The 23,713-nt window shown below is 50.9% G+C and carries 20 protein-coding genes; 9 read left to right on the top strand and 11 right to left on the bottom strand.

Features of this window, described 5'->3' with window-relative positions; translation table 11 throughout:
- Positions 1 to 136 precede the first annotated feature (136 nt).
- Positions 137 to 1,165: a Mal regulon transcriptional regulator MalI gene (locus LY264_RS13270; RefSeq protein WP_048226587.1), complete on the top strand. Its 1,029-nt coding sequence runs from the start codon at positions 137 to 139 to the stop codon at positions 1,163 to 1,165.
- Positions 1,166 to 1,212: 47 nt separating this feature from the next.
- Here LY264_RS13270 and LY264_RS13265 read toward each other — a convergent pair whose 3' ends face one another.
- A complete protein-coding gene (locus LY264_RS13265) occupies positions 1,213 to 2,721 on the bottom strand; it encodes a YdgA family protein (RefSeq protein ID WP_048227032.1) in 1,509 nt (502 codons plus the stop codon).
- A 106-nt stretch (positions 2,722 to 2,827) separates the two neighbouring features.
- Complete coding sequence (gene manA, locus LY264_RS13260) at positions 2,828 to 4,003, bottom strand: mannose-6-phosphate isomerase (protein ID WP_008784694.1); 1,176 nt, start codon at positions 4,001 to 4,003, stop codon at positions 2,828 to 2,830.
- Between the two features lie 262 nt (positions 4,004 to 4,265).
- Between manA and fumB the strand changes: the two genes are divergently transcribed.
- The gene (gene fumB / locus LY264_RS13255) at positions 4,266 to 5,912 is read left to right on the top strand and encodes a class I fumarate hydratase (RefSeq protein ID WP_048226585.1); all 1,647 of its coding nucleotides are present in this window, start codon (positions 4,266 to 4,268) and stop codon (positions 5,910 to 5,912) included.
- Between the two features lie 141 nt (positions 5,913 to 6,053).
- Positions 6,054 to 7,457, top strand: a complete 1,404-nt coding sequence (gene fumC / locus LY264_RS13250; RefSeq protein WP_048226583.1) for a class II fumarate hydratase — start codon at positions 6,054 to 6,056, stop codon at positions 7,455 to 7,457.
- Here the strand turns inward: fumC and tus are convergent.
- The 3 genes from tus to LY264_RS13235 form a co-directional block, all read right to left on the bottom strand.
- Positions 7,454 to 8,383, bottom strand: coding sequence for a DNA replication terminus site-binding protein (gene tus, locus LY264_RS13245; protein WP_048226580.1), 930 nt, complete (start codon positions 8,381 to 8,383; stop codon positions 7,454 to 7,456). The two genes, fumC and tus, sit on opposite strands and share 4 nt — an antisense overlap.
- 73 nt (positions 8,384 to 8,456) lie before the next feature.
- Positions 8,457 to 9,758 carry a two-component system sensor histidine kinase RstB gene (gene rstB / locus LY264_RS13240; RefSeq protein WP_032943359.1) on the bottom strand — a complete coding sequence of 434 codons (1,302 nt, stop codon included), beginning with the start codon at positions 9,756 to 9,758 and terminating at the stop codon, positions 8,457 to 8,459.
- 231 nt (positions 9,759 to 9,989) lie between these two features.
- Positions 9,990 to 10,508, bottom strand: coding sequence for a hypothetical protein (locus LY264_RS13235; RefSeq protein WP_048214250.1), 519 nt, complete (start codon positions 10,506 to 10,508; stop codon positions 9,990 to 9,992).
- Positions 10,509 to 10,742: 234 nt separating this feature from the next.
- On the opposite strand from LY264_RS13235, the gene LY264_RS13230 reads away from it, so the two are divergent.
- Positions 10,743 to 11,087 (top strand): DUF1294 domain-containing protein, encoded by a 345-nt coding sequence (locus tag LY264_RS13230; RefSeq protein ID WP_008784700.1) that lies wholly within the window; start codon positions 10,743 to 10,745, stop codon positions 11,085 to 11,087.
- A gap of 26 nt (positions 11,088 to 11,113) precedes the next feature.
- Here LY264_RS13230 and LY264_RS13225 read toward each other — a convergent pair whose 3' ends face one another.
- A complete protein-coding gene (locus LY264_RS13225; protein WP_032943363.1) occupies positions 11,114 to 11,905 on the bottom strand; it encodes an MBL fold metallo-hydrolase in 792 nt (263 codons plus the stop codon).
- Positions 11,906 to 12,094: 189 nt separating this feature from the next.
- Between LY264_RS13225 and LY264_RS13220 the strand changes: the two genes are divergently transcribed.
- Together LY264_RS13220 and LY264_RS13215 are read left to right on the top strand one after the other, a co-directional pair.
- Positions 12,095 to 12,937: an aminoglycoside phosphotransferase family protein gene (locus LY264_RS13220; protein WP_071692389.1), complete on the top strand. Its 843-nt coding sequence runs from the start codon at positions 12,095 to 12,097 to the stop codon at positions 12,935 to 12,937.
- Between the two features lie 120 nt (positions 12,938 to 13,057).
- A complete protein-coding gene (locus LY264_RS13215; protein ID WP_048226577.1) occupies positions 13,058 to 14,086 on the top strand; it encodes a HoxN/HupN/NixA family nickel/cobalt transporter in 1,029 nt (342 codons plus the stop codon).
- Positions 14,087 to 14,138: 52 nt separating this feature from the next.
- On the opposite strand, the gene LY264_RS13210 is transcribed toward LY264_RS13215, so the two are convergent.
- Positions 14,139 to 15,479, bottom strand: a complete 1,341-nt coding sequence (locus LY264_RS13210; protein WP_048226575.1) for an L-cystine transporter — start codon at positions 15,477 to 15,479, stop codon at positions 14,139 to 14,141.
- Positions 15,480 to 15,725: 246 nt separating this feature from the next.
- Positions 15,726 to 16,469, bottom strand: coding sequence for a two-component system response regulator RstA (gene rstA / locus LY264_RS13205; RefSeq protein ID WP_048226573.1), 744 nt, complete (start codon positions 16,467 to 16,469; stop codon positions 15,726 to 15,728).
- A 117-nt stretch (positions 16,470 to 16,586) separates the two neighbouring features.
- Here rstA and LY264_RS13200 point away from each other — a divergent pair, with 117 nt between their 5' ends.
- A complete protein-coding gene (locus LY264_RS13200) occupies positions 16,587 to 16,922 on the top strand; it encodes a GlpM family protein (protein ID WP_003832844.1) in 336 nt (111 codons plus the stop codon).
- On the opposite strand, the gene folM is transcribed toward LY264_RS13200, so the two are convergent.
- The 3 genes from folM to ydgH form a co-directional block, all read right to left on the bottom strand.
- Entirely contained in the window at positions 16,919 to 17,641 is a 723-nt protein-coding gene (folM, locus tag LY264_RS13195) for a dihydromonapterin reductase (protein ID WP_020996413.1), read from the bottom strand. The genes LY264_RS13200 and folM overlap by 4 nt on opposite strands.
- 36 nt (positions 17,642 to 17,677) lie before the next feature.
- On the bottom strand, positions 17,678 to 19,060 hold the full coding sequence (locus LY264_RS13190; protein WP_048226570.1) for an amino acid permease: 1,383 nt from the start codon (positions 19,058 to 19,060) through the stop codon (positions 17,678 to 17,680).
- A 245-nt stretch (positions 19,061 to 19,305) separates the two neighbouring features.
- Positions 19,306 to 20,250, bottom strand: coding sequence for a DUF1471 family protein YdgH (gene ydgH / locus LY264_RS13185; protein ID WP_071692390.1), 945 nt, complete (start codon positions 20,248 to 20,250; stop codon positions 19,306 to 19,308).
- A 525-nt stretch (positions 20,251 to 20,775) separates the two neighbouring features.
- Here ydgH and pntA point away from each other — a divergent pair.
- Positions 20,776 to 22,305, top strand: a complete 1,530-nt coding sequence (pntA, locus tag LY264_RS13180; RefSeq protein WP_048226565.1) for a Re/Si-specific NAD(P)(+) transhydrogenase subunit alpha — start codon at positions 20,776 to 20,778, stop codon at positions 22,303 to 22,305.
- Between the two features lie 10 nt (positions 22,306 to 22,315).
- Positions 22,316 to 23,704: a Re/Si-specific NAD(P)(+) transhydrogenase subunit beta gene (gene pntB / locus LY264_RS13175; protein ID WP_003832859.1), complete on the top strand. Its 1,389-nt coding sequence runs from the start codon at positions 22,316 to 22,318 to the stop codon at positions 23,702 to 23,704.
- The last annotated feature ends 9 nt before the right edge of the window (positions 23,705 to 23,713 follow it).

Below are 23,713 nucleotides of genomic sequence, written 5' to 3'. Positions count from 1 at the left end.
GATGGCGAGAAGATAAAACGTTTTACCTAATTTTAGTGCGGTATAAATCACATTATCGAACGATAATAGGGCGTATAAATATAAGTGATTGATAAAACGTTTTATCCGTCACGTTATCAGGGAGTTTTCCGTTTTTATGGCTATAGCCAAAAAAATAACCATCCATGATGTTGCGCTGGCCGCGGGCGTTTCGGTTAGTACCGTCTCATTGGTGCTCAGTGGAAAAGGCCGTATTTCATCCGCGACCGGCGAACGGGTGAATGCCGCTATTGAGCAACTGGGGTTTGTGCGTAATCGCCAGGCATCAGCGCTGCGTGGCGGCCAGAGCGGGGTAATTGGTTTGATCGTGCGCGACCTTTCCACCCCGTTTTACGCCGAGTTGACAGCGGGTCTGACGGAAGCATTAGAAGCGCAGGGGCGCATGGTTTTTTTATTACATGGTGGCAGAGATGGCGAACAGCTGGCGCAGCGTTTCGCTATGCTGCTTAATCAAGGGGTTGATGGTGTGGTGATCGCCGGGGCTGCCGGCAGTAGCGACGACCTTCAACAACTGGCCGCCGATAAGGGGATTCCGGTAGTGTTTGCGTCTCGGGCCAGCTACCTGGATGACGTTGACACCGTCAGGCCTGACAACATGCAGGCAGCGCAATTGCTGGTTGAACATCTGATACGCCATGGGCATCAGCGCATCGCGTGGTTGGGGGGGCAGAGTTCTTCATTGACCCGTGCAGAGCGTGTCGGCGGCTATTGTACGACATTGCTAAAGTATGGTTTACCGTTTCATAGCGACTGGGTGCTGGAGTGCTCATCCAGCCAAAAGCAGGCCGCAGAGGAGGTGACTGCGCTGTTACGTCGTAACCCAACGATCAGCGCAGTGGTGTGCTACAACGAAACCATAGCCGTTGGCGCCTGGTTTGGCCTGATGAGAGCAGGGCGTCAGAGTGGTGAAATTGGCGTAGATCGCTACTTCGAACAGCAGATCTCGTTAGCCGGGTTTGCCGATGTAGCGGAAAATGCACTGGACGATATCCCCATTATTTGGGCCTGCACGCCCGCGCGTGAAATGGGTTATACCCTTGCTGAGCGCATGCTACAGCGCATTGGGCACGATGATGGTCATTCACGTAACTTAACGCTTTCCGCCCGGCTGGTGGTGGCAAAATAAAAAAGGCCCGATAAACACACGGTTATCGGGCCTGTTGTCACGCGTATTTACTGTTGCGGAATAGCCGGGACATCCGGCTCGCCGAGAGAAGGCATACCGAACATACCAACAAACTCATCCAGCGACATTTTTTGTCCGTTTAACGTAACCTGGCCGTTTGCATATTGCAGGCTGGAGCCGATGACGTTGTCCTGCATCGTTGTAATACGGAACATCTGACCCATTGCCGCCAGGCCATTCACCTGTTGCTTCGCCAGATCGGCCGCTTGCTCCTGCTGATAGCCTTCAATTTTGGCAATCTGCGTCATGAACTCAGTCGCCATATCAACCGGAATCGTCAGCTTAGCATCCAGTGATTTGACCGAACGATCCACTTCCTGAGCCAGCGTTTGTGGTTCCTCAGTATTTGCTGTCGGATCTTTTAGCAGCAGTGACAGATTAAATGCGGTTTCACCTTTTGCATTTTTCCAGCTCAGCGGGGCAATGGTGATAGCCGGCTCGCCTTTCATCAGAATCGGCAGCGCATTGAAGAAGGCTTCAGTGACTTTTTGCTGATAAAGCTCAGGATTTTGTACCACATCAATCTGCGCCATCAGTGCCTTGGTTTGGGCACTATATTGCTGACTGAACTGGTGTAGTGCTTCACCGTCAATCTGGCCAACTTTCAGCGTCAGTTTACCGCTACCCATATCCTGACCCTGCAATTTCAGACTGTTCAGCGTGTAATCCAACTGGCTGTTGACAGTTTTACCGTCGTTGATCAGATCGGATTTACCATCAATACCCATGCCTTCCAGAACCGCCAACTCTTTACCTTCGACGGAAATCGACAGTTTATCGAGTGACAATTTCTGGTCGCCGATGCGCTCACCAAAGCTGGCAATACTGCTGGAACCCTCAGTTTTCAGGTTATTGAAAGTCATTTGTACTTTCTGGTCATACTCGTTGACCGCATTGACCACACCGCTTTGCGCATTGCCTGTCAGCGAGACAGCATTACCTTCTTTGTCTGCTGTAAACTGGAATTCCCCGCCGCTGAAGGCTACTTTTTCGTCGCCTTTCTCATAGTTCAGTGGTTTGAGGGAGAGATCGGAACGGGTATCGCCGCTGTAGCTGATACGGGAGTTAATGACAAATGGCGACTCACCTTTGGCAATATCAAACAGCGGTTTGGTAACGTCGTTATTGACCAGTGTCGTTTTCACGGAGGCCATAGCCGGGACCAGATTCAGTGATTTCAGTTGCGCCAGCGGGAATGGACCGTGATCGACGGTTTCATTCAGGACGATACTTTGCCCCGGTTTTAGCCAGGAATCTGCCTGCCCGGCGATTGGTTTCACCACCAATTGCAGTTGGCTATTGAACACCCCGCGCTGGTAGTTTTGATAATTCAGTTCAATGCCCGCCTCAGGGGAGAAACGTTTTAACTGATCGTTTGCCTGTGTCACCATCTCGGCGAGATGCGTTTCAAGTTTCTTACCTGTGTACCAGGCGCCGCCCGTCCAGACGATACCCAGCGCAACCACCACACCCGCAGCTACCAGCGATTTTTTCATTTCGATATCCATAAAATAAAACCAGGCGTTTGAAGACGCCTGGAGGAGTGACATGTCTTTAACTCACTACAGCTTAGCAAGAGTTGTTAAAAATATCAGTATCTTGCTATAGCTTGTTATAAACCCGGGCTAAACGACCTGCGCCACTGATGTTAACCGGCGATTCATTCGCGCCAATAAAGGCCGATTCACCCGGTCGCAGAACCAGACGTTGCTCGCCTTTGCTCAGCACGGCTTCACCCTCGATGCAGAACAAAATGGCCGCACTTTGCTGGCTGATATCTGCGCCACTGGTAGTAAGCTCATGCAGGGAGAACGCAAAATCGTCAACCGGGATCGGGAAGTCCAGTTCGCCATCAGATTCAACCGGCGTGGTCAGTAACTGGTTTGCTGGCTTGGCGACAAACTTCACGTTGGCGACCAGTTCCGGGATATCAATATATTTTGGCGTCAGTCCGGCGCGCAGCACGTTGTCCGAGTTAGCCATCACCTCAAGCGCCACACCTTGCAGGTAAGCGTGCGGGGTTTCGGCAAATAAGAACATAGCCTCGCCTGGATTGAGTTTCACCACATTGAGCAGCAGCGGGGAGAAAAGCCCACTGTCGTTCGGGTAGACGTCAGCGATCAGACGGATGGTTTGCCAGGGTTCACCCTGCTGGCTGTTCAGCGCCGATTTCAGGATCGCTAACGCATGGGATTTCTCCTCATCCTGCATATTCAACAAGCTGGCGAAAAGATAGCTCAGACGTTCCGCACTCGGTTCTTCCAGGAAATGTGCAATAGCTGGATGTGCGGCGGAAACGGGTTGTAACAATGCAACAATGTCAGAGAACTCGCGGAATGCGTTCATCGCCAGGAAAGGCGTCAAAGCAAATACCAGTTCTGGTTTGTGGTTAGGATCTTTGTAGTTGCGCTCGGCGGCATCCATCGGGATCCCCGCGGCGTTTTCTTTGGCAAATCCAATTTCAGAATTGTGTTTGTTAGGATGAACCTGGATCGAAAGCGGTTGAGCAGCGCAGAGTACTTTAAACAGGAAGGGCAGTTCACCAAAACGTTGCGCTACGGCTTCGCCTAGCAGTGCGGATTTATCGTGCTCGATAACGTCGCGCAGAGCAACCGTCTGACCGTCAGCGCCCAGAACCTGCGAACTGCTTTTCGGATGCGCGCCCATCCACAACTCAGCCATCGGTTGCTGAGTGGGGTTGGCAATGCCATAGAGTTCCGTTAACGCCGTTTTACTTCCCCAGGCGTAGTTCTGCACTGAGTTGATGAGTTTTTGCATTATCAAGCCCTGTTTCAATGTTGAATTTTCTACGGCTATTAAACCAAGAAACCCTGAGGGAAGTAACCTGCACATGTAAAAAGTCGTACTTGTCTCAGTTTTTGTTAAAAAAATGTGTAGGATATGGTGACTCGCTTTTAATACCCTGAGTAATTCCGGTTGCAGAAAGCTCTTCCTTCTACAACCGGATCTGCGGCAGGGAAGCAGGGCAATGGAACATCTGCCCAGAGAATAACCAGACCGAGCAGTAAGTGAGAGCACAATGTCAAACAAACCCTTTCATTATCAGCATCCTTTCCCCCTCAAAAAGGATGATACCGAATACTATCTGCTGACCAGCGACTATGTCTCTGTTGCCGAATTTGAAGGGCAAGAGATTGTTAAAGTTGCACCGCAAGCCTTAACCCTGCTGGCTCGTCAGGCCTTTCATGATGCGTCGTTTATGCTTCGTCCCGCACATCAACAGCAGGTAGCTGATATTCTGCGCGACCCGGAGGCCAGCGAAAACGACAAATATGTGGCCCTGCAATTCCTGCGTAACTCTGACATCGCGGCAAAAGGCATTTTGCCGACCTGTCAGGACACCGGAACTGCGATTATCGTGGGTAAAAAAGGTCAGCGTGTCTGGACCGGTGGGGGCGATGAGGAGGCGCTGGCACGAGGCGTCTATAACACCTACATCGAAGACAACCTGCGCTATTCACAAAACGCAGCGCTGGATATGTATAAAGAGGTGAACACCGGTACCAACCTGCCAGCACAAATCGATTTGTATACCGTCGACGGAGATGAATACAAATTCCTGTGTATTGCCAAAGGTGGTGGTTCGGCGAACAAAACCTATCTGTACCAGGAAACCAAAGCGCTGCTAACACCGGGCAAATTAAAAAATTACCTGGTTGAGAAAATGCGTACGTTGGGCACTGCGGCTTGTCCGCCGTATCATATCGCGTTCGTAATCGGTGGAACATCGGCAGAAGCCACGCTGAAAACGGTCAAACTGGCTTCTGCAAAATACTACGACGAACTGCCGACAGAAGGTAACGAACATGGTCAGGCATTCCGCGATGTAGAGCTGGAAAAAGAGCTGCTGATTGAGGCGCAGAATTTGGGGCTTGGCGCGCAGTTTGGTGGGAAATACTTCGCGCATGATATCCGCGTGATCCGCCTGCCGCGTCACGGCGCGTCGTGTCCGGTTGGTATGGGTGTTTCTTGCTCAGCCGATCGAAATATTAAAGCCAAGATCAACCGTGAAGGTATCTGGATCGAAAAACTGGAACATAATCCTGGCAAATTTATACCGGAAGAGCTGCGCCAGGCGGGAGAGGGCGAAGCGGTACGCGTTGACCTCAATCGTCCGATGAAAGAGATTCTGGCTCAGCTTTCCCAGTATCCGGTTTCCACGCGTCTGTCGCTCAACGGTACAATTATCGTTGGCCGTGATATTGCGCATGCGAAACTGAAAGAACGTCTGGATAACGGTGAAAGTTTGCCGCAGTATGTTAAAGATCACCCGATCTATTACGCAGGTCCGGCAAAAACGCCGGAAGGTTATGCCTCTGGTTCGCTGGGTCCAACCACTGCCGGACGTATGGACTCGTATGTTGACCAGCTTCAGGCCGCTGGTGGGAGCATGATTATGCTGGCGAAAGGCAATCGCAGCCAGCAGGTGACCGATGCTTGCCATAAACATGGCGGCTTCTATTTGGGCAGTATTGGCGGCCCCGCCGCGGTGCTGGCTCAGGGCAGTATCAGGAGCCTGGAGTGCGTGGAATACCCGGAACTCGGGATGGAAGCCATCTGGAAAATTGAAGTAGAAGATTTCCCGGCATTTATCCTGGTAGATGACAAAGGCAACGATTTCTTCAAGCAAATTCAGACGTCGCAGTGCGCACGCTGCGTTAAGTAACGTCAGCCGCCCTTCGGGGCGGTTTTTTTTACCGCACGAACCACCAAACGACAGTTTTATCCTCGTTAATACTCATAAGACCAATGCAAATGGGCAATGTCGAAACATAACCTAATCAACTGTTAATGTAAGGAGCAGGTAATGGTAACGGTACGCCGCGAGAATGATTCAATGGGGGCGATTGATGTTCCTGCCGATAAGCTTTGGGGCGCGCAAACCCAACGTTCGCTGGAGCATTTTCGTATCTCTACGGAGAAAATGCCGGTCTCGCTGATCCATGCGCTGGCGCTGACGAAACGCGCCGCGGCAAAGGTTAACCAGGATCTGGGGCTGCTGGCGGAGGATAAAGCCAGGGCTATTATGCAGGCTGCAGATGAGGTGTTGGCAGATAAACACCGCGATGAGTTTCCGCTGGCCATCTGGCAAACCGGCTCAGGCACGCAAAGCAATATGAACATGAACGAGGTGCTTGCAAACCGGGCCAGCGAATTGCTGGGCGGCGTGCGGGGGATGGAGCGAAAAGTACACCCCAACGATGATGTCAATAAAAGCCAAAGCTCGAACGATGTCTTCCCGACCGCAATGCACGTTGCCGCACTGCTGGCGCTGCGTAAATCTTTGATCCCAAAATTAAATGTGTTGACTAAAACGCTCAGTGATAAGTCCCACGCTTTCGCCGATATCGTTAAAATTGGTCGTACACATCTGCAAGATGCAACTCCACTTACGCTTGGCCAGGAGATTTCCGGCTGGGTAGCAATGCTTGAACATAACCTCAGACACATTGAAAACAGTTTACCGCATGTAGCAGAACTGGCGTTGGGGGGAACCGCGGTAGGTACCGGACTGAACACTCATCCCGAATACGCCCGCCGGGTCGCGGATGAACTGCGGGTCATTACCTGCGCGCCGTTCGTTACCGCTCCGAATAAATTTGAAGCGCTGGCCACCTGCGATGCCCTGGTTCATGCCCACGGAGCGCTAAAAGGGCTGGCAGCGTCGCTGATGAAAATCGCCAACGATGTACGCTGGCTGGCATCTGGCCCGCGCTGTGGTATTGGCGAAATTTCAATTCCGGAAAATGAACCGGGCAGCTCGATCATGCCGGGTAAAGTCAATCCTACCCAGTGTGAAGCGCTGACCATGTTGTGCTGCCAGGTGATGGGTAACGATGTCGCCATCAATATGGGCGGGGCGTCAGGTAACTTTGAGCTCAACGTCTATCGACCGATGGTCATCCACAACTTCCTGCAGTCGGTACGCCTGCTGGCGGACGGTATGGAAAGCTTCAATGAACATTGCGCGACGGGAATCGAGCCCAACCGTGAACGAATAGGTCAACTGCTCAATGAGTCGCTGATGCTGGTGACCGCGCTCAACACCCATATCGGTTACGATAAAGCGGCTGAAATTGCCAAAAAAGCGCATAAAGAAGGGCTGACGCTAAAAGCCTCCGCTCTGGCGCTGGGATATCTAACCGAAGCGGAGTTCGACAGCTGGGTACGTCCGGGGCTGATGGTTGGCAGCATGCGGCCAGGCAGTTAATCCGCAACGTACAGGTGCAGCCGGGGAATAATCAATCTCAACGGCTGCGCCTGAGGTTTAAAGCGATGCTGAACGTTATCGGCATCGTAATTCAGTAACTCGCCGATTTCCGGTACGGTCATACCGTTGTCGTTATTAAGCAAAGCAATCAGTGGCGTCGGGCAGGCATATTGCACCTGTTTTTGCTCTCCTTTGTACCAGACGCGGGCAATAGGCTGCACTTTTACCGGCCTTTTAATTTTCAGGCGGGCCTGCTGCGGTAAGGCGGCGATATCCTGATATTCGCGTTCAAGCTTCGCCTGCCATTCTTCACGTGTCCAGGGATGTACGCTGCGCGGTGAGGTCAGGCTTTTTTCCAGTTGCTGCAGTACTTCATCGCGTTTCAGGTTTTTAATAATGTGCTTGTTAGCCCAGCCGAATCGCAGGGTGGCAGGATCTCTGACAACGGTGAGCGTGCGATAGGCATTCAGTGTAATCAGCCCCGGCAGGTGGCGATGCACCCATTCGAAACGTGCTGCCGGCGCCAGCCCTGATTCTACTGTAACAATGCGCTCGAAGGTGGTTTTTAACTGGTTTATACGCTGGATTTGTTCTTCCAGAGCACATTGCCCCGCATTATCAACCTGGTAGCACAATACACCCGGTAGGCGGACGGCCGCTTTGCTGCTGCGGTTTTCGGACTGCTGCTGAATAAACAGGTGACGGTAATGGCGCAGTGCCAGCGCTTCAGCCTCTTTGCCTAAATGCTGCTTAACATCAATGCTCTGCATAGGGGCATGCTCTGCCTCTTTGACCACTTCCGGTAACGAGAATACGCGGGCAATAAGCAGCGTCTGCTGCAACAGGTTTTCGTTCAGAAGCGCCAGTTCTTGTTCCATCTGGCGAAAGGTGCCGTTCAGGCGGTCAACGAGATCGTAACGGGCCATAGATTTACCATTTTAGTTACAACATACTTTTTTATAGCACAACATCCACCACCTGGCCACCGAGCAGAATAGGTCAGGCAGCCGAAATTTCAGGAATGTTATGCCAGACGGGCCAACGGAAAGTAAACCGGGCGCCGCCAAGTTCACTTTTATCACAGACGACCGTCCCTCCCATAGCCAACGCTATTGAGTGGACGATGGCTAACCCAAGCCCACAACCCCCGGTCGCCCGATCACGGCTGGGATCAAGGCGTACAAACGGTTCAAAAATCTGTTCGCGAGCGTCTGGTGCAATGCCGGGGCCGTCGTCTTCCACTACCAGCGTGGCTTGATTGCCGTTCAGCAGCAGACTGGCTTGCACTGTAGACTGGCAATAGCGCAGGGCATTGTTCAGCAAATTATCCAGGACCCGCTCCATCAGGCGCATATCCAACGCGCCGTAGTCGCCAGTTTCGAGATGACGTAAGTGCACCTCACGGTCAGGATTCACGCTTTGCACATCCTCCAGATGGGTGGTTAACCAAGCAGGCAAGTCCGGTACACTGAGCTTCAGTTCATTTTGCGGGCGATCCAGGCGGGCGTAGGTCAGTAACTCTTCGATCAACGCTTCCAGTTGGCCAATATCACGATTCAGAGCCTGAGATTCCTGCTCGGTGAGGTTATCACTCATTTCCAGCCGGTAACGTAAACGTACCAGCGGGGTACGAAGCTCATGGGCAATACCATCGATGAGCTGTTTTTTACTGGCGATCAGCGCATTGATATTGTCGGCCATTTGGTTAAACGCTACGCCCAGGCGCTCAAAGCTGGAACCGCTGTCAAAATGAAGGCGTTCACTCAGATGACCTTCACCAAAACGTTGTGCGGCGGATTCGAGTCTGAGCATTTCCTGCCAGTGCGGGCGCATCCAGATCAGTACCGGGAAGGCCAGTGAGATAGCAATAAACGCCATCAGCGCGATGTCCAGCAAGCGCATTTGATGAAGAAAGTAGAGGTAGGGAACCGGGCCGACAGCCAGCACGTAATGGCTGCGAGGAATGCGTTGAATAAAGGTATATTGATCGTCAAGTGCCACAATATCGCCTTCGCGCAAACGCTGCATGGTTGGGGCATCCAGTGTGTATTTATTCAGCGGTTCAACGCGCAGGTCAAATGAGAGGTTTAAATCCATCTCCTTCAGCGTCTTACCCCAGTCGCGTGGCGGGATTTCACGTAGTTCACTGCGCATCAGGTACAACGAGCTTTTCATCAAATCGTCGAGCGACTGTCTGCCTGCGCGTTCTGCGGTGAATTTGTATACCAGACCGACCAACAGGGTCATCACCAAAAAGCAGACAAACAGCAGGAGGTAAAACTGCACAAACAGTTTCTTCATAAAAAATCACCGAACGCTCAATAAGTTAGCGAGTGCACGTGTCCCTCAGGGAAAAAAGTGGGCACAGCGGTATCCGCCGATGCGTGGGTTCAGAAAGGTTCTCCGATCACCATCCGGCGTGCTTGTCCACGCAGAGTACACTGTATATCTCTTTTCTGCATTCTTATGGCTCCTACGGGCGCGGAATGACCTTTCGCTGGATCACGCATTGCTTTCTACGCTGTAAGTTAATCAAAATCGGGATGGGGTTGTTCTGGCGTATGTCACGACCGCACCTAAAAGGTTACTTCGTTTCTCAACGTAGATGGTGTTGTTATATTCGTAGTTCCCTTCGGGATAGCAAATTCTGATGTTAGTCCCGAGATCCGGATCGTCAACATCAGCCCCCGAACAGCTTTTAGAACTTCCTGTAGCATAGACGTATGTGGCGGTATAGGACGAGGGGACACCCGGAATGAACCAGGTTATCGCCATAACCATGATCACTGAAAACAGCACCATGGCAATGCTGATGCCACCAAATAATTTCAGATAGGTTTGGAAGGGACTTTTTTTCATTATCCCATTACCTACCAAAAATAAGGTAATTAACAATGACACTGCCAGAGAAATAAGCATGAGGTATTTGGATGTGAGCGGGTAGAGAAATGTCACTCTGTATATCGTTACCTTCCACCAATAAAAGAGAAAAATTGCGCCGAGAGATGAGACGGTAACAAAAAACAAATATGGATATGAGTATTTTCTCATCCTTGTGGCTCCAGAACAATTTCTCCATTTGGGTTTAATAAATTACCATTTGTTTTGAATAATGAAAACGGTTCTCTTGTTTGAATTGTTAGGTACGCCGCAGACCAGAGAATTTGCGCTATCTTTGGGGATATAGGCATAATAAAAAAATGGATATTCTCACCCGTGGCAGGGATGACTGACCTTGCGTATAATGCGTGCCTATACTTCCTGAAAAGTGCTGTGGCTGAAAATATGAATCTCAATCGCTGCTGTTATTCGCTACTCATTTTCGCAGCGGTCGGCTGCATTTTCACCGCTTATCCTCTTGTTATATGGTTTCTACTCGCCAACGTTTTGACGTTGCTGTTATACGGCGTGGACAAAATGGCGGCACGCAAGGACTGGCGCAGAGTGCCGGAATCCACATTGCTGGTGTTTGGCGTTGTGGGCGGGTGGGGCGGCGCGATAGCGGGTCAACAAATCTTTCGCCATAAAACACAAAAGCAGCCTTTCAAAACCTACTTCATTATCAGTGTGATAGTCAGTATTTCTGTGATGGGCGTGATTTATAAGCTATATCCATTTTTACTTTCCTGAGCATGGTTGGTGAATAAACTGCCGGTTTATTTGAGGCAGGAAATATATTTTTCACCTGAACGGCGCACAATTTCATCGGCATTTTGCGTAATATCTTTACCTTCAAATGCGCCGTAAAGTTGCTTAAATTTCACTGTTCTCAGGCGTTGGATGATGTCGCTGACGGTGGCGGCTGGCAACGGTAGCATATTGGGGTAGCTCCACATAAATGAGACTGCATGGGCACCTGGTGTAACTTGAACGATGTCGCCAGAAAGCACGACGCCTTCGTCACGCGCCCAGTGCAGGACGCAGCCGCCAGCAAAGTGCCCGCCGAGACGTATCATCGTGACGTCACGGGTTAACTCAATGGTGTCGCCATCCCAGAATCTAATCCACGGGCTGTCGCGCATTACCCACCTTCTGTCGCTGGCATGAAGGTAAATCGGCGCGTTAAATTCCGCAGCCCAGTCCTGCATGGTGGTGTAGTAATGAGGATGCGAAATCGCGATAGCCTTAAGGCCGCCAAGGGACGTTATTAGCGTTTTTGTGGCATCGTCGAGCGTGGCAATGCAGTCCCACAGAATATTTCCTTCTGGGGTACGCACAAGAAACGCGCGCTGATCAATTGCAAAATCAGGAACGGTGCGGATGCTGAGGAGAGTACTGTCGTGTTGCTTCCACTTATTTGTATGCGATGCACACAGGGTGTCAAAATCGATCCATTTCTGCCCGCTTGTGGGGACATATTGACGTTCATCCAGGCAGATATCGCAATGTTCCGGATGGGCGCCAGTTACCTCATAGGATGTTCCACAGGTTTTGCATAACGTGATCATCGTGTCCTCCTCATATACCGAACACAGTCAGCATGGCACACAGATACACAAGGATGTGCCTGTTAGTGCTCTACCCGATAAGTCAGTGATGATGGAAGTGGGGGTTGTGGCTCAACCAAAAGAAAACAGGAATAATGCCGACACGGATCCTTTTGATTACCATCTTCCAGAGAAAAATGAGGATATTGTTTGGAAAATCGTCTGTTCAACACCTGGCTCAACCGTTGGGGGCTCACTCCAGATGGTGAACCGTTTGAAACTCACACATCGCAGCTTTTACCTGTGGTGGTGGTCAAGAACGGTCAGAAAGCCATACTTAAGATCACCGACGATGATAGCGAACGGATCGGCTGTGAACTCATGGTCTGGTGGAACGGAAATGGCGCAGCGAAAGTACTTGCTCATGCAGCAGGGGCGATTCTGCTGGAACATGCGACAGGGACAGGTTCTTTAGCGGACATGTCCTGGACTGGCAACGATGCGCAGGCCTGTCGCATTATTTGCCATGCTGCCAGTAGACTCCATCTCTCCCGAAATGCGTCTACGCCTGCGTTAACACCTCTGCACCATTGGTTTCGCGATCTGGCGCCTGCCGCGAAAAAGCATGGCGGTATCCTGACGCGTTGTGATTCGGTGGCAAACGTACTGCTATCTTCACCCCATGATGAAGTCGTATTACATGGCGATCTACACCACGGCAATATTCTTGATTTCGGAACGAGAGGATGGCTGGCTATCGATCCCAAAGGGCTGGTGGGCGAGCGTGGCTTTGATTATGCCAATATCTTTACTAACCCCGATCTTGCCGAACCTACCAGATCTGTCGCCATTCTGCCGGAAAGATTCACGCAACGAGTCAACATTGTGTCTGAAATCGCCCGCATTGAACGGCAGCGTTTGCTGATGTGGATTGTTGCCTGGTGTGGGTTGTCGTCCGTCTGGTTTCTGCAAGAGGGTGACAGCGCAACGGTACCTCTGCGTATTGCGGAGCTAGCGATAGCGGAACTTGCTTCAGGTGGTTATCAACTTTGATCTACGACACTGGGTTAGTAATTCTTAAGAGTTATCATTAGCCTGGTAAACGTTGTATTAATCAATCAATGAACGGCGGTATGGTGTGTTGTTTAGCTCAAATTTAGCTGGCGGGAAACAATGAACGCATTGTTTTCATTATTAAAAAAACGCCCGAATATTCTTTTGTTGATGGTCTTACTCATCGGGGCAAACATCGTGGCGTGGCTGTGGGCTTTCACCGCGTTTAGCAACAACACGTCATTACTGGCGCTGAGTCTAATCGCGTGGTGCTATGGTTTGCGCCATGCCGTAGATGCCGATCATATCGCCGCGATAGACAGCGTTACGCGTAAACTCATGCAGCAGAAAAAACGTGCCCTGACGACGGGGGCCTGGTTTTCTCTGGGACACTCCACCATTGTGGTGCTGGCGAGCATTGGCATTGCGCTGACTACCAGCGTGTTTAAGCAACATATGGCATGGCTTCAGAATGTCGGCGGTCTGATAGGAACGACGGTCTCTGCCGTATTTTTGCTGATTCTGGCTACCATTAATCTCATTATTTTCTGCCAGGTCTGGAAGGCATTCCGATATCTTAAACGCACCGGTACTTACGATGGCACCACGGAAGACATTACAGTTTCAGGTCCTCTGAACTGGCTTTTCCGTTCAGCGTTTCGGCTGGTAGGTAAAGACTGGCATATGTATTTTGTCGGCTTTCTGTTTGGTCTGGGTTTTGATACCGCTACTGAAATTTCTCTGCTGGGAATTTCTGCTTCAAGCGCGTCCAGCGGCATGTCGGTTTGGTCAATTCTCGTGTTCCCGGCGCTGTTTACCTGCGGTATGGCGTTAATTGATTGTCTCGACAGTATTCTGATGGTTGAGGCCTACGGATGGGCGTTCAATAAGCCGCAACGCAAGCTCTATTACAATATGACCATTACCGGGACTTCCGTGATTGTTGCGCTCTTTATCGGCGGACTGGAGGCGCTGGGGCTTCTCTCTGACGCGTTTTCGCTACAGGGCGGTTTGTGGGATACCGTCAGCGATTTGAGTGACCATATGGGGAATGTCGGATTTGCGATTATTGGCGTCTTTATCGGCTGCTGGATTATCTCCGCCGTAAACTACCGTTGGAAAAAATACGACGGACTGACGTTTAGTTGACACAAAAGAAAGCCTTCCAGGAACAGGAAGGCTTTGATCTTTTTAGGACTGACTAACTCGCGTTCACGGGGTGTGGTTTTTCAGCACTCTTTTTCAGGAGCCTGTTAGCCAGCACGCCAGACATCATCGAACCGTTCACGTTTAATGCCGTTCTGGCCATATCGACGACAGGCTCGATAGCAATGAAAATCCCCACCAGCGCGACCGGGAAGTTCAGCGTTGAAAGGACGATCAGCGCAGCAAATGTTCCGCCACCGCCTACACCCGCTACCCCAATAGAACCCAGCGCAATCGCAGGTAGCATGGCGAGCAAAAAATGTACTGATAGCGGATCAATCCCAATTGTTGGAGCAATCATCGCCACCATAATAGCCGGATAGATCCCGGCACAGCCGTTTTGACCCATGCTGGAGCCGAATGAAGCTGCAATATTAGCAATGGTGTTTTGCACGCCAAATTTTTCTTGTGCGGAAATAGCCAGTGGAATAGATGCTGCACTGCTGCGTGAAACAAATGCAAAGGTTAAAACTGGCCAGACAGTTTTAAAATAGTGAACGGGATTATTACCGCTCAGAACCAGTATCAGTGCGTGGACGATAAACATCATCAGAATCGCAAGGTAACAGGCAGCAATAAAGCCTAACAGACTGGCAAATTGTTCAAATCGATACGCGGAAAATACGCCTGCCATTAATGCCATCACACCATAAGGGGTGAGGGCAATAACGATACGCACCATTTTCATCACCCAAATCTGGATAGCGTTAATGCCAGCACTTAATTTTTCACCTTCTTGCGGGGCGTCTTGTTTGACCTTTAATAATGCCACGCCGGCAAGCAGGGTGAAGATAACAATGCCAATGACAGAAACGCTTCTGGCTCCTGTTAGATCGAGGAAGATATTCGTTGGGATCAGAGATGTAACTAGTTTAGGTAGTGAAATGGCGGCAGTTTTACTCACATCGTCTGCCGTCAGTGTGGACTGCATATGAACAAATGCACTGGCGTCCAGACCTAATACATGCGCAGTCAACAGCCCAATAAAACCGGCAATCATTACCAGACAGAGCATGCATCCGACGATGGTTAACGACATTTTCCCAATGCCAGCGCTGTTTTCGAGCTTATTAATGGCTGAGAGAATAGAGATGAAAATCAGCGGAACCGCAACCAGCTTCAGTAAATTAACATAACCGTTGCCGATAACATTATACCAGTCGATAACTGTTTTACTTTCGTCAGCAGCAATGAGATGCAGGGATAAGCCGATAATGGCACCCATAAAAATAGCGATGAAGACGCTTTTTGAAAGAGAGTGACTTTTTTGGTTGATTCTAAAAATTGCCCATGAACAAACCAAAAAGAACGCGATATACGCGAGCGTTACGAACATATTGTAGCCTCTTGCCTCATTCAGCACCTGAAATGCCGGAAAGAGTTTTGTTAGTGCGAAAAAAACCTATGAACCATAAGGGTTCAGGACCGCGACGGATTATAGGGAGGGGGGAGGGCTACAGCCACACAAAAAGTGTGGAACGGCGTCGGATGGTGTTTGTATGCCTGTTCTGTAGACGATTTTACGTGACGGTGTAACGTATTGTGAACAATCCAGCCGACCAATGAGATCGGCCCGGTAACATTACTTCTGTGGCGCGTCGTCCCAGGCGTGCGGTGCGAACAGATAACCTTTGTTGCGTACCGTTTTGATTCGATAGGGTTCAGTCGCGTTATCAAGCAGTTTTTTGCGTAACCGGGAAATCGCGACATCGACGCTGCGGTCCATGCCGTCATAACTTACGCCACGCAGGTTCTTTAGCAATGCATCACGGTCCATAATCTGCCCGGCATGGGTTGCCAGCTCCCACAGTAATTCAAAATCAGCGGTGGAAAGAGAGATTTGCTCGCCGCCGAGCAGCACGGAGCGGTTGGTGGGATCGATAGTGAGTGTGCCAAAACGCAGCGTTGTGTGCGGTGTGATGGTTGCCGCCTGAATGCCTTTAGACTGGACTGAGTGTTCATTCTGGCGCAGGTGCAGGCGCAGGCGAGCCAGCAGCACAGCGGGCGGTGTTGTCTTCAGGATATAATCACAGGCACCCATTTCCAGCGCCAGGATATGGTTCATGTCGCTGTCCAGCGAGGTGAGCAGGACAATCGGGCCTTGCCATCGCCCGCGTAAATCGCGGCAGATAGTCATCCCGTCTTTTCCCGGCAGCATGATATCTAATAACACCAGATCGGGTTGAACTTGCAGAATTTTCTCCTCGGCCAAATCACCACGAGGTTCAAGGATAACCTCAATATCATGCCGGGCCAGATAGGCTGCAATCAGTGAACCAACTTCGGGATCATCTTCAACAAATACGATGGTGTTCATATCATTCATTTTGAATATAAAACGCCAACATACACCGCCCAGGTTTTTCCTTCCATTAATCTTTTCTAAACAAGAACGCTTCCGTTATGCTAGGGGCTGATGTTATTGGTGTGTTAAGGCAGAGTGATGGGACTCGTTATAAAAGCGGCGCTCGGTGCGCTGGTGGTGGTGTTGATTGGTTTGCTGGCGAAAACAAAGAATTACTATATTGCTGGATTAATTCCACTGTTCCCGACGTTTGCGTTGATTGCCCACTATATCGTGGCCAGTGAACGAGGGATCGAGGCGTTACGTACAACCATTGTATTCAGCATGTGGTCGATTATTCCCTATTTTGTCTACCTTGTTTCACTGTGGTATTTCACCGGGTTTATGCGCTTACCCGTCGCGCTCGGCGGTGCAGTAGTGTGCTGGAGCCTGAGCGCGTGGTTGCTGATCTTTTGTTGGATCAAACTGCACTAACGCAGATGACGCCCGCCATCAAGGGCGAAACTACGTCCGGTGACAAAACAACTGGTTAGGAGATAGTCAATTAAATCAATGACCTCTTTTTCACCTGGCGCGGTTTTCATCAGTGATTTGTTCAGTGCCTGCTGGCGATACTCTGCATCGTCACCCTCGTTAAACAGGATAAGCGAGGGGGCAATCGCGTTCACTTTCACCTCCGGTGCCAGTTTGCGCGCGAACGAGCGGGTCATATTATCCAGCGCCGCTTTGCTGGCAGCATAAGCAATGTGCTTGTCGCTGCCACGCTCAACAACATAGTCCGTGAAATGGATAATGTCGCTGGCTGCGTGCCCATGACCGCGTAGCAATCCTTCCAGCGCGTGGTTGAGCAGGTAGGGCGTATTGACGTGGATCTGCATCATGCGTGACAGTACTTCGCTAAGCGGTGTGCCCGGTTTTTCGGCGACCCAGGCGCTGGCATTATGCACAATGGCGCGCAAGCCATCCGTCTGTGCTTTGACCTCATCAGCAAAGGCCAGCACACCTTCATCCGTGGAAAAGTCAGCCGGGATACAAATCGCCCCCGCTTCTCGCAGGCCGTCAATGGCAGGATAGTGAGTACGGTAGCTGACAATAACTGGCTGTTTTTGGTTCAGAAAGTGCCATGCGACGGCGAGGCCGATACGACGACCACCTCCGGTGATAAGAATTGGCAAAGGGTTTTTTTTACCCATCGTAATCTCCATATGTCGCGAACGATGGGTATAACGTTACCCCATCAGCATCCAGGTAGCCGGCACAGCAGCAACAAGCAGCAGGCCGATCAGCGCCATTTCCTGGCGTTTTAATACGTTTTCATGCGTGTGCGTTTTACGGGCATAAAGGAAGACCAACAGTCCTGGCGCATACAACACCACAGACAGCAGTAGGTGCATCGGACCTGACGCATACAATAACCATATGCCATAAAGACTCGCGCCGATACCGACAGCCTTATGAATCGGACGGGTGGCAATTTTTAACAGAAATGCGCCGACCAGCAAATAGGGCACCAGAATCATCTCTGAGGCGATAGTCAGTAACGTATTGTAGTCGGAACCTGTGAGCCAGATCAGCACAAGGCAGATTTGTACACAGATGTTGGTTAGCCACAGCGATGCCGATGGCGCTCCCTGTGCATTCTGTCGTGCAAAAATACGCGGAAATGCTTTGTGCGTGGAGGCGAGGAACGGCACTTCCGCCGCCATAATCGTCCAGCTTAAATAGGCACCGCATACGGAAACAATCAGACCCGCGGCAATAATAATTTCGCCCCATGGCCCCATCATTTTAACCATCAGACCGGCCATTGATGGATTGCGGATCTCCGCCAGTTCTGGCCGCGCGACAACGCCGAGAGATAGCAGGGTGACTAACAGGTAAACGCCCAGTGCGGCGAGTACAGCCAGCAACGTGGCGCGACCTACATCGCGTTTATTTCTGGCGCGGGCAGATACCACCACCGCGCCTTCCACACCGATGAAAACCCACAGGGTGATGAGCATGGTGTTTTTGACCTGCTCCCAGACAGGCACGCCTAATGCGACGCCGGTGAAATCGAGAGTAAAGGTGTCGAGCTTAAACAGCATGAACGCCAGCACGATAAACAGGCCCAGCGGCAGTAGTTTTGCCAGAGTAGCGACCAGGTTAATGCTGGCCGCGGTTTGTACTCCCCGCAGCACCAGAAAATGGACTACCCATAACAGTACCGATGCGCCGACAATCGACTGCCAGGTATTACCGTCGCCAAACAGACGTAATTCTGGTGTGTCGGTAAAGAAACTGAGCGCAGAGAAGACGATGACCAGATACGAAACGTTAGCGATAACAGCGCACAGCCAGTATCCCCACGCAGAGCAGAAGCCAATCAACTCGCCGAAACCTTCACGTGCATAGGTGAAGATACCGCCGTCCAGTTCAGGACGGATACGCGTCAGGATCAGCATGGCAAAGGCGAGCAAAAGAATACCCGCACCGGTAATCGCCCAACCAATCAGTAATGCAGCCGGGCTGGCTACTGCCGCCATATTTTGTGGCAGGCTGAAAACGCCAGCGCCGAGCATTGAGCTTAAAACCAGCGCGGTCAGTGCGCTCAGACCCAATTTCTTTTCCATTTGTATCCAGTTACAAAAACGAGAGTGAGAGAATAATTATTTTGGCAAACCGCATAAAAATGGTGAAAGCCACTAAGGCGCGGGATTTTACGGAGAGAAGAGAACGCATGCAATGGGGATAGAGAGATTTGTGACTAATAGTGTGAAAAGTTGTCTTAATAGTGCTGTTTTTGTTTTGTCTGGAAACAGAACTGCGCGAAATTATCAGGTCTACAAGGACTGTAGACCTGATAAGGCATTGGGTATTACTTATACAGATCGGCGCTGATTGTCACGTTGTTACCACGTTCTGACCACTGGCGGGTAATGTGATAGTACTTCGCGCCTTTCTTCGCTGCGCGTTTTGCTACCTGATAAGAGACTTCCGTCATGTTGCCGTAGTTACCGGTGAACTTGATGCTTTCGAACGGTACCATCATGGCGGCGGTCGCTTTGTTCAGCTCTTCAACCTTGGTTCCGTCCGGCAGCGTGACAGTGTAACGTCCGCCTTTGGTGGATTGCGTTTCGAAGAAGCGGCCAACTTCAGCACTCGGAGAAGCGGTAGTTGCTACGCCCGGGATCTCAACTTTCTTCGCGGCTTCGCCACCTGCTGCTAATGCGGCACGACCAGCATCTGAATCTGCTGGGATCGCATCAGGGCTTTGTACAATGCGTTTTTTAGCATCAGCTTTATAGATGAATGCAGTAATACGCTGGTTGCCGCCCTGGTTGGCATCGACCTGACGCACGATATAGAAGGAGTAAGCACCTTTCTCTTTCGCTGCTTTGGTGATGGCATCGTTTACTTCAGGCTGGCTACGGTAGAAACCTTGCACTGTAACGGTGTCGTAAGGTTCTATCAGAACGGCCTGATCTTTTGGCAATTCCATAACGCCGTTAATGACACGGTTTTTTGACGCTTCCGCTTTTTCAGCGTCGGCTTTATAGACGTCGGCAACAACGCGCCAGTTACCGCCGCTGCCAAAATCTGAGGTATCAACAACATAAAAGGAGGCTGCACCGTCTTTATCTGCACGGCGCGAAACGGCAGCAACCGCATCACCGATAGCATTAAAACGACCGGTGACCACAATGCGGTCATAGGGTTTCAGGGCAGCCGCTTGCTCCGGCGTCAATTCTGTCGCTGCATTTACAGAAAAAGCAGTCGCAGAAATTAGTGCGGACGCCAGGAGAGTGTTCTTAAGCTTCATAAAAATAATCCTTCGCCTTGCGCAAACCAGGTACTGGTATTGTTATTGACTAGAAACGTCGCTGATTATTGCATTTAAATTGTGTCAGTGTCTGCGTCATTTTTCACTCATCGTGTCACGTTAGGTAACAACAGCGATAACATTTTGTGATATGCCGAAAATTTCGGCGTTTGGTGACCAAAACTGATAAAGCAGTTGAATTCCATAAGTTAATTTAATGTTAATTAATTGTTTTTAGCAGGTGGGTAATCATGTTTTGCCGCTTCGCTTGAGCGAATTATCAGCCTTTGTGGGCTATTTTTAGGGCATTTTATCTGTCTGAGGTTCGATTCATCTCTATTTCGCGAATTTCATAATAAATACTGTTTTTTGGCGCTAGATCACAGGCGTCATTTTCAGTAGGTTATACAGAGTTTGTTACTGTTTTATTTTATTGAGGTAACACTGACCTCTCTCGAGAGTGCGCGCATGCCTCGTGCGAACATTGATAAACCATCATCATAATTACAGATGGAAGGGAACATTATGCGAATTGGCATACCAAGAGAACGGTTAACCAATGAAACCCGCGTAGCAGCCACGCCGAAGACCGTTGAGCAGCTGTTTAAACTGGGTTTCAGCGTCGCGGTTGAAAGCGGTGCAGGTCAACTGGCGAGTTTTGACGATAAAGCGTTTGTACAAGCAGGCGCAGAGATTGTTGATGGAAATGCAGTCTGGCAGTCAGAGATCATCCTGAAGGTCAATGCGCCGGAGGAGGCGGAAATTCCGTTACTCAATCCGGGCACGACGCTGGTGAGTTTTCTTTGGCCCGCGCAAAACCCTGAACTGTTGCAAAAGCTTGCAGAGCGCAACGTGACAGTTATGGCGATGGACTCTGTGCCGCGTATTTCGCGTGCGCAGTCGCTGGATGCCTTAAGCTCGATGGCGAACATCGCCGGGTATCGCGCTATTGTTGAAGCTGCACATGAATTCGGTCGCTTCTTCACCGGCCAGATCACCGCCGCAGGCAAGGTTCCACCTGCCAAGGTCATGGTGATTGGTGCGGGTGTGGCAGGTCTTGCGGCGATCGGTGCGGCAAACAGCCTGGGTGCTATTGTGCGCGCTTTTGATACCCGTCCGGAAGTGAAGGAACAAGTGCAGAGTATGGGCGCAGAGTTCCTTGAACTGGACTTTAAAGAAGAAGCGGGCAGCGGCGATGGCTATGCCAAAGTGATGTCCGAAGCGTTCATCAAAGCCGAAATGGAACTCTTCGCTGCGCAGGCGAAAGACGTCGACATTATCGTTACCACTGCGCTGATCCCGGGCAAACCGGCCCCGAAACTGATCACCCGTGAAATGGTCGATTCGATGAAAGCGGGCAGCGTGATTGTCGATCTTGCCGCGCAAAACGGTGGTAACTGCGAATATACCGTGCCTAATCAGGTGACCACCACCGAGAACGGTGTGAAGGTTATCGGTTATACCGATCTGCCTGGCCGTCTGCCAACGCAATCTTCCCAATTGTACGGCACGAACCTCGTCAACCTGCTCAAACTGTTGTGCAAAGAGAAAGACGGCAATATCACTGTCGATTTTGACGACGTGGTTGTGCGTGGTGTCACGGTAGTTCGAGATGGTGAAATAACCTGGCCTGCGCCGCCTATCCAGGTTTCTGCTCAGCCGCAGGCTGCGCCAAAAGCCGCACCTGCGCCGAAAGAAGAGAAAAAACCTGTCTCTCCGTGGCGCAAATATGCGCTGATGGCGCTGGTAGTGATTTTGTTTGGCTGGCTCGCCGACGTCGCACCGAAAGAGTTCCTTGGTCACTTTACGGTGTTCGCGCTTTCCTGCGTGGTGGGTTACTACGTGGTCTGGAATGTGTCACATGCGTTGCATACTCCGCTGATGTCTGTAACTAACGCCATCTCGGGGATTATCGTGGTTGGGGCGTTATTGCAAATTGGCCAGGGTGGCTGGGTGAGTTTCCTGAGCTTTATCGCGGTGCTTATTGCCAGCATTAATATTTTCGGTGGCTTCACCGTGACTCAGCGCATGCTGAAAATGTTCCGGAAAAACTAAGGGGTAACATATGTCTGGAGGATTAGTTACAGCTGCATACATTGTTGCCGCGATCCTGTTTATTTTTAGTCTGGCGGGGCTTTCGAAACACGAAACCTCTCAGCAGGGTAACAACTACGGTATCGCCGGGATGGCGATTGCGCTGATTGCTACGATTTTTGGTCCGGATACCGGCAACGTTGCGTGGATCCTGGTAGCGATGATCATCGGCGGCGCGATTGGTATTCGTCTGGCGAAGAAAGTCGAAATGACCGAGATGCCGGAGCTGGTGGCGATTCTGCACAGCTTCGTCGGTCTGGCTGCGGTACTGGTGGGTTTCAACAGCTACCTGTATCACGATACGGGCCTGGAGCCGATTCTGGTGAACATTCACCTGACGGAAGTGTTCCTGGGTATCTTCATCGGTGCGGTGACCTTTACCGGTTCTGTGGTGGCTTTTGGCAAACTGCGCGGCAAGATCTCCTCTAAACCGCTGATGCTGCCGAATCGTCACAAGATGAATCTCGCGGCGCTGGTCGTTTCTTTCCTGCTGCTGGTGGTGTTTGTTCGTACCGAAAGCGTGGGCCTGCAGGTTCTGGCGCTGCTGGTGATGACCATTATTGCACTGGCTTTTGGCTGGCATCTGGTGGCGTCCATCGGCGGTGCGGATATGCCGGTTGTCGTTTCAATGCTTAACTCCTATTCAGGTTGGGCGGCGGCAGCGGCGGGCTTTATGCTCAGCAACGATCTGCTGATCGTTACCGGTGCGCTGGTCGGTTCTTCTGGTGCGATCCTGTCTTACATTATGTGTAAGGCGATGAACCGTTCATTTTTCAGCGTTATTGCGGGTGGCTTTGGTTCTGACGGTTCTTCTACCGGGTCTGATGAAGAAGTGGGTGAACATCGTGAGATTACTGCGGAAGACACAGCAGAAATGCTGAAGAACTCGCACTCCGTGATCATCACCCCGGGCTACGGCATGGCAGTGGCTCAGGCACAGTATCCGGTCGCGGAAATTACTGAGAAACTGCGCGCGCGCGGCATCAAAGTGCGTTTTGGTATTCACCCGGTAGCAGGGCGCTTGCCAGGTCATATGAACGTGCTGCTGGCGGAAGCCAAAGTCCCTTATGACATCGTGCTGGAAATGGATGAGATCAACGATGATTTCGCCGATACCGATACCGTGCTGGTCATTGGTGCCAACGACACGGTAAACCCGGCAGCGCAGGATGACCCGCGCAGCCCGATCGCCGGCATGCCGGTGTTGGAAGTGTGGAAAGCGCAGAACGTAATTGTGTTCAAACGTTCAATGAACACCGGCTATGCAGGTGTGCAGAACCCGCTGTTCTTTAAAGATAACACCCATATGCTGTTTGGCGATGCCAAAGCCAGCGTGGATGCGATCCTGAAAGCGCTGTAATTGCCAGTA

The sequence above is a fragment of the Citrobacter portucalensis genome (genome assembly GCF_023374935.1).
In the GTDB taxonomy this organism is placed as follows: Bacteria; Pseudomonadota; Gammaproteobacteria; order Enterobacterales; family Enterobacteriaceae; genus Citrobacter; species Citrobacter portucalensis.
Note: the sequence above shows the minus strand (reverse complement) of the source record. Positions and strands in the feature narration are given on the sequence as shown.

What these genes read in the sequence shown, in the direction of transcription:
- LY264_RS13210 (WP_048226575.1), bottom strand. Translation starts at nt 15,479, where the DNA reads ATGTTCGTAACGCTCGCGTATATCGCGTTCTTTTTGGTTTGTTCATGG.
- pntA (WP_048226565.1), top strand. Translation starts at nt 20,776, where the DNA reads ATGCGAATTGGCATACCAAGAGAACGGTTAACCAATGAAACCCGCGTA.
- LY264_RS13265 (WP_048227032.1), bottom strand. Translation starts at nt 2,721, where the DNA reads ATGAAAAAATCGCTGGTAGCTGCGGGTGTGGTGGTTGCGCTGGGTATC.
- LY264_RS13235 (WP_048214250.1), bottom strand. Translation starts at nt 10,508, where the DNA reads ATGAGAAAATACTCATATCCATATTTGTTTTTTGTTACCGTCTCATCT.
- LY264_RS13230 (WP_008784700.1), top strand. Translation starts at nt 10,743, where the DNA reads ATGAATCTCAATCGCTGCTGTTATTCGCTACTCATTTTCGCAGCGGTC.
- LY264_RS13225 (WP_032943363.1), bottom strand. Translation starts at nt 11,905, where the DNA reads ATGATCACGTTATGCAAAACCTGTGGAACATCCTATGAGGTAACTGGC.
- pntB (WP_003832859.1), top strand. Translation starts at nt 22,316, where the DNA reads ATGTCTGGAGGATTAGTTACAGCTGCATACATTGTTGCCGCGATCCTG.
- ydgH (WP_071692390.1), bottom strand. Translation starts at nt 20,250, where the DNA reads ATGAAGCTTAAGAACACTCTCCTGGCGTCCGCACTAATTTCTGCGACT.
- rstA (WP_048226573.1), bottom strand. Translation starts at nt 16,469, where the DNA reads ATGAATGATATGAACACCATCGTATTTGTTGAAGATGATCCCGAAGTT.
- LY264_RS13270 (WP_048226587.1), top strand. Translation starts at nt 137, where the DNA reads ATGGCTATAGCCAAAAAAATAACCATCCATGATGTTGCGCTGGCCGCG.
- LY264_RS13190 (WP_048226570.1), bottom strand. Translation starts at nt 19,060, where the DNA reads ATGGAAAAGAAATTGGGTCTGAGCGCACTGACCGCGCTGGTTTTAAGC.
- rstB (WP_032943359.1), bottom strand. Translation starts at nt 9,758, where the DNA reads ATGAAGAAACTGTTTGTGCAGTTTTACCTCCTGCTGTTTGTCTGCTTT.
- manA (WP_008784694.1), bottom strand. Translation starts at nt 4,003, where the DNA reads ATGCAAAAACTCATCAACTCAGTGCAGAACTACGCCTGGGGAAGTAAA.
- LY264_RS13215 (WP_048226577.1), top strand. Translation starts at nt 13,058, where the DNA reads ATGAACGCATTGTTTTCATTATTAAAAAAACGCCCGAATATTCTTTTG.
- fumB (WP_048226585.1), top strand. Translation starts at nt 4,266, where the DNA reads ATGTCAAACAAACCCTTTCATTATCAGCATCCTTTCCCCCTCAAAAAG.
- folM (WP_020996413.1), bottom strand. Translation starts at nt 17,641, where the DNA reads ATGGGTAAAAAAAACCCTTTGCCAATTCTTATCACCGGAGGTGGTCGT.
- fumC (WP_048226583.1), top strand. Translation starts at nt 6,054, where the DNA reads ATGGTAACGGTACGCCGCGAGAATGATTCAATGGGGGCGATTGATGTT.
- tus (WP_048226580.1), bottom strand. Translation starts at nt 8,383, where the DNA reads ATGGCCCGTTACGATCTCGTTGACCGCCTGAACGGCACCTTTCGCCAG.
- LY264_RS13200 (WP_003832844.1), top strand. Translation starts at nt 16,587, where the DNA reads ATGGGACTCGTTATAAAAGCGGCGCTCGGTGCGCTGGTGGTGGTGTTG.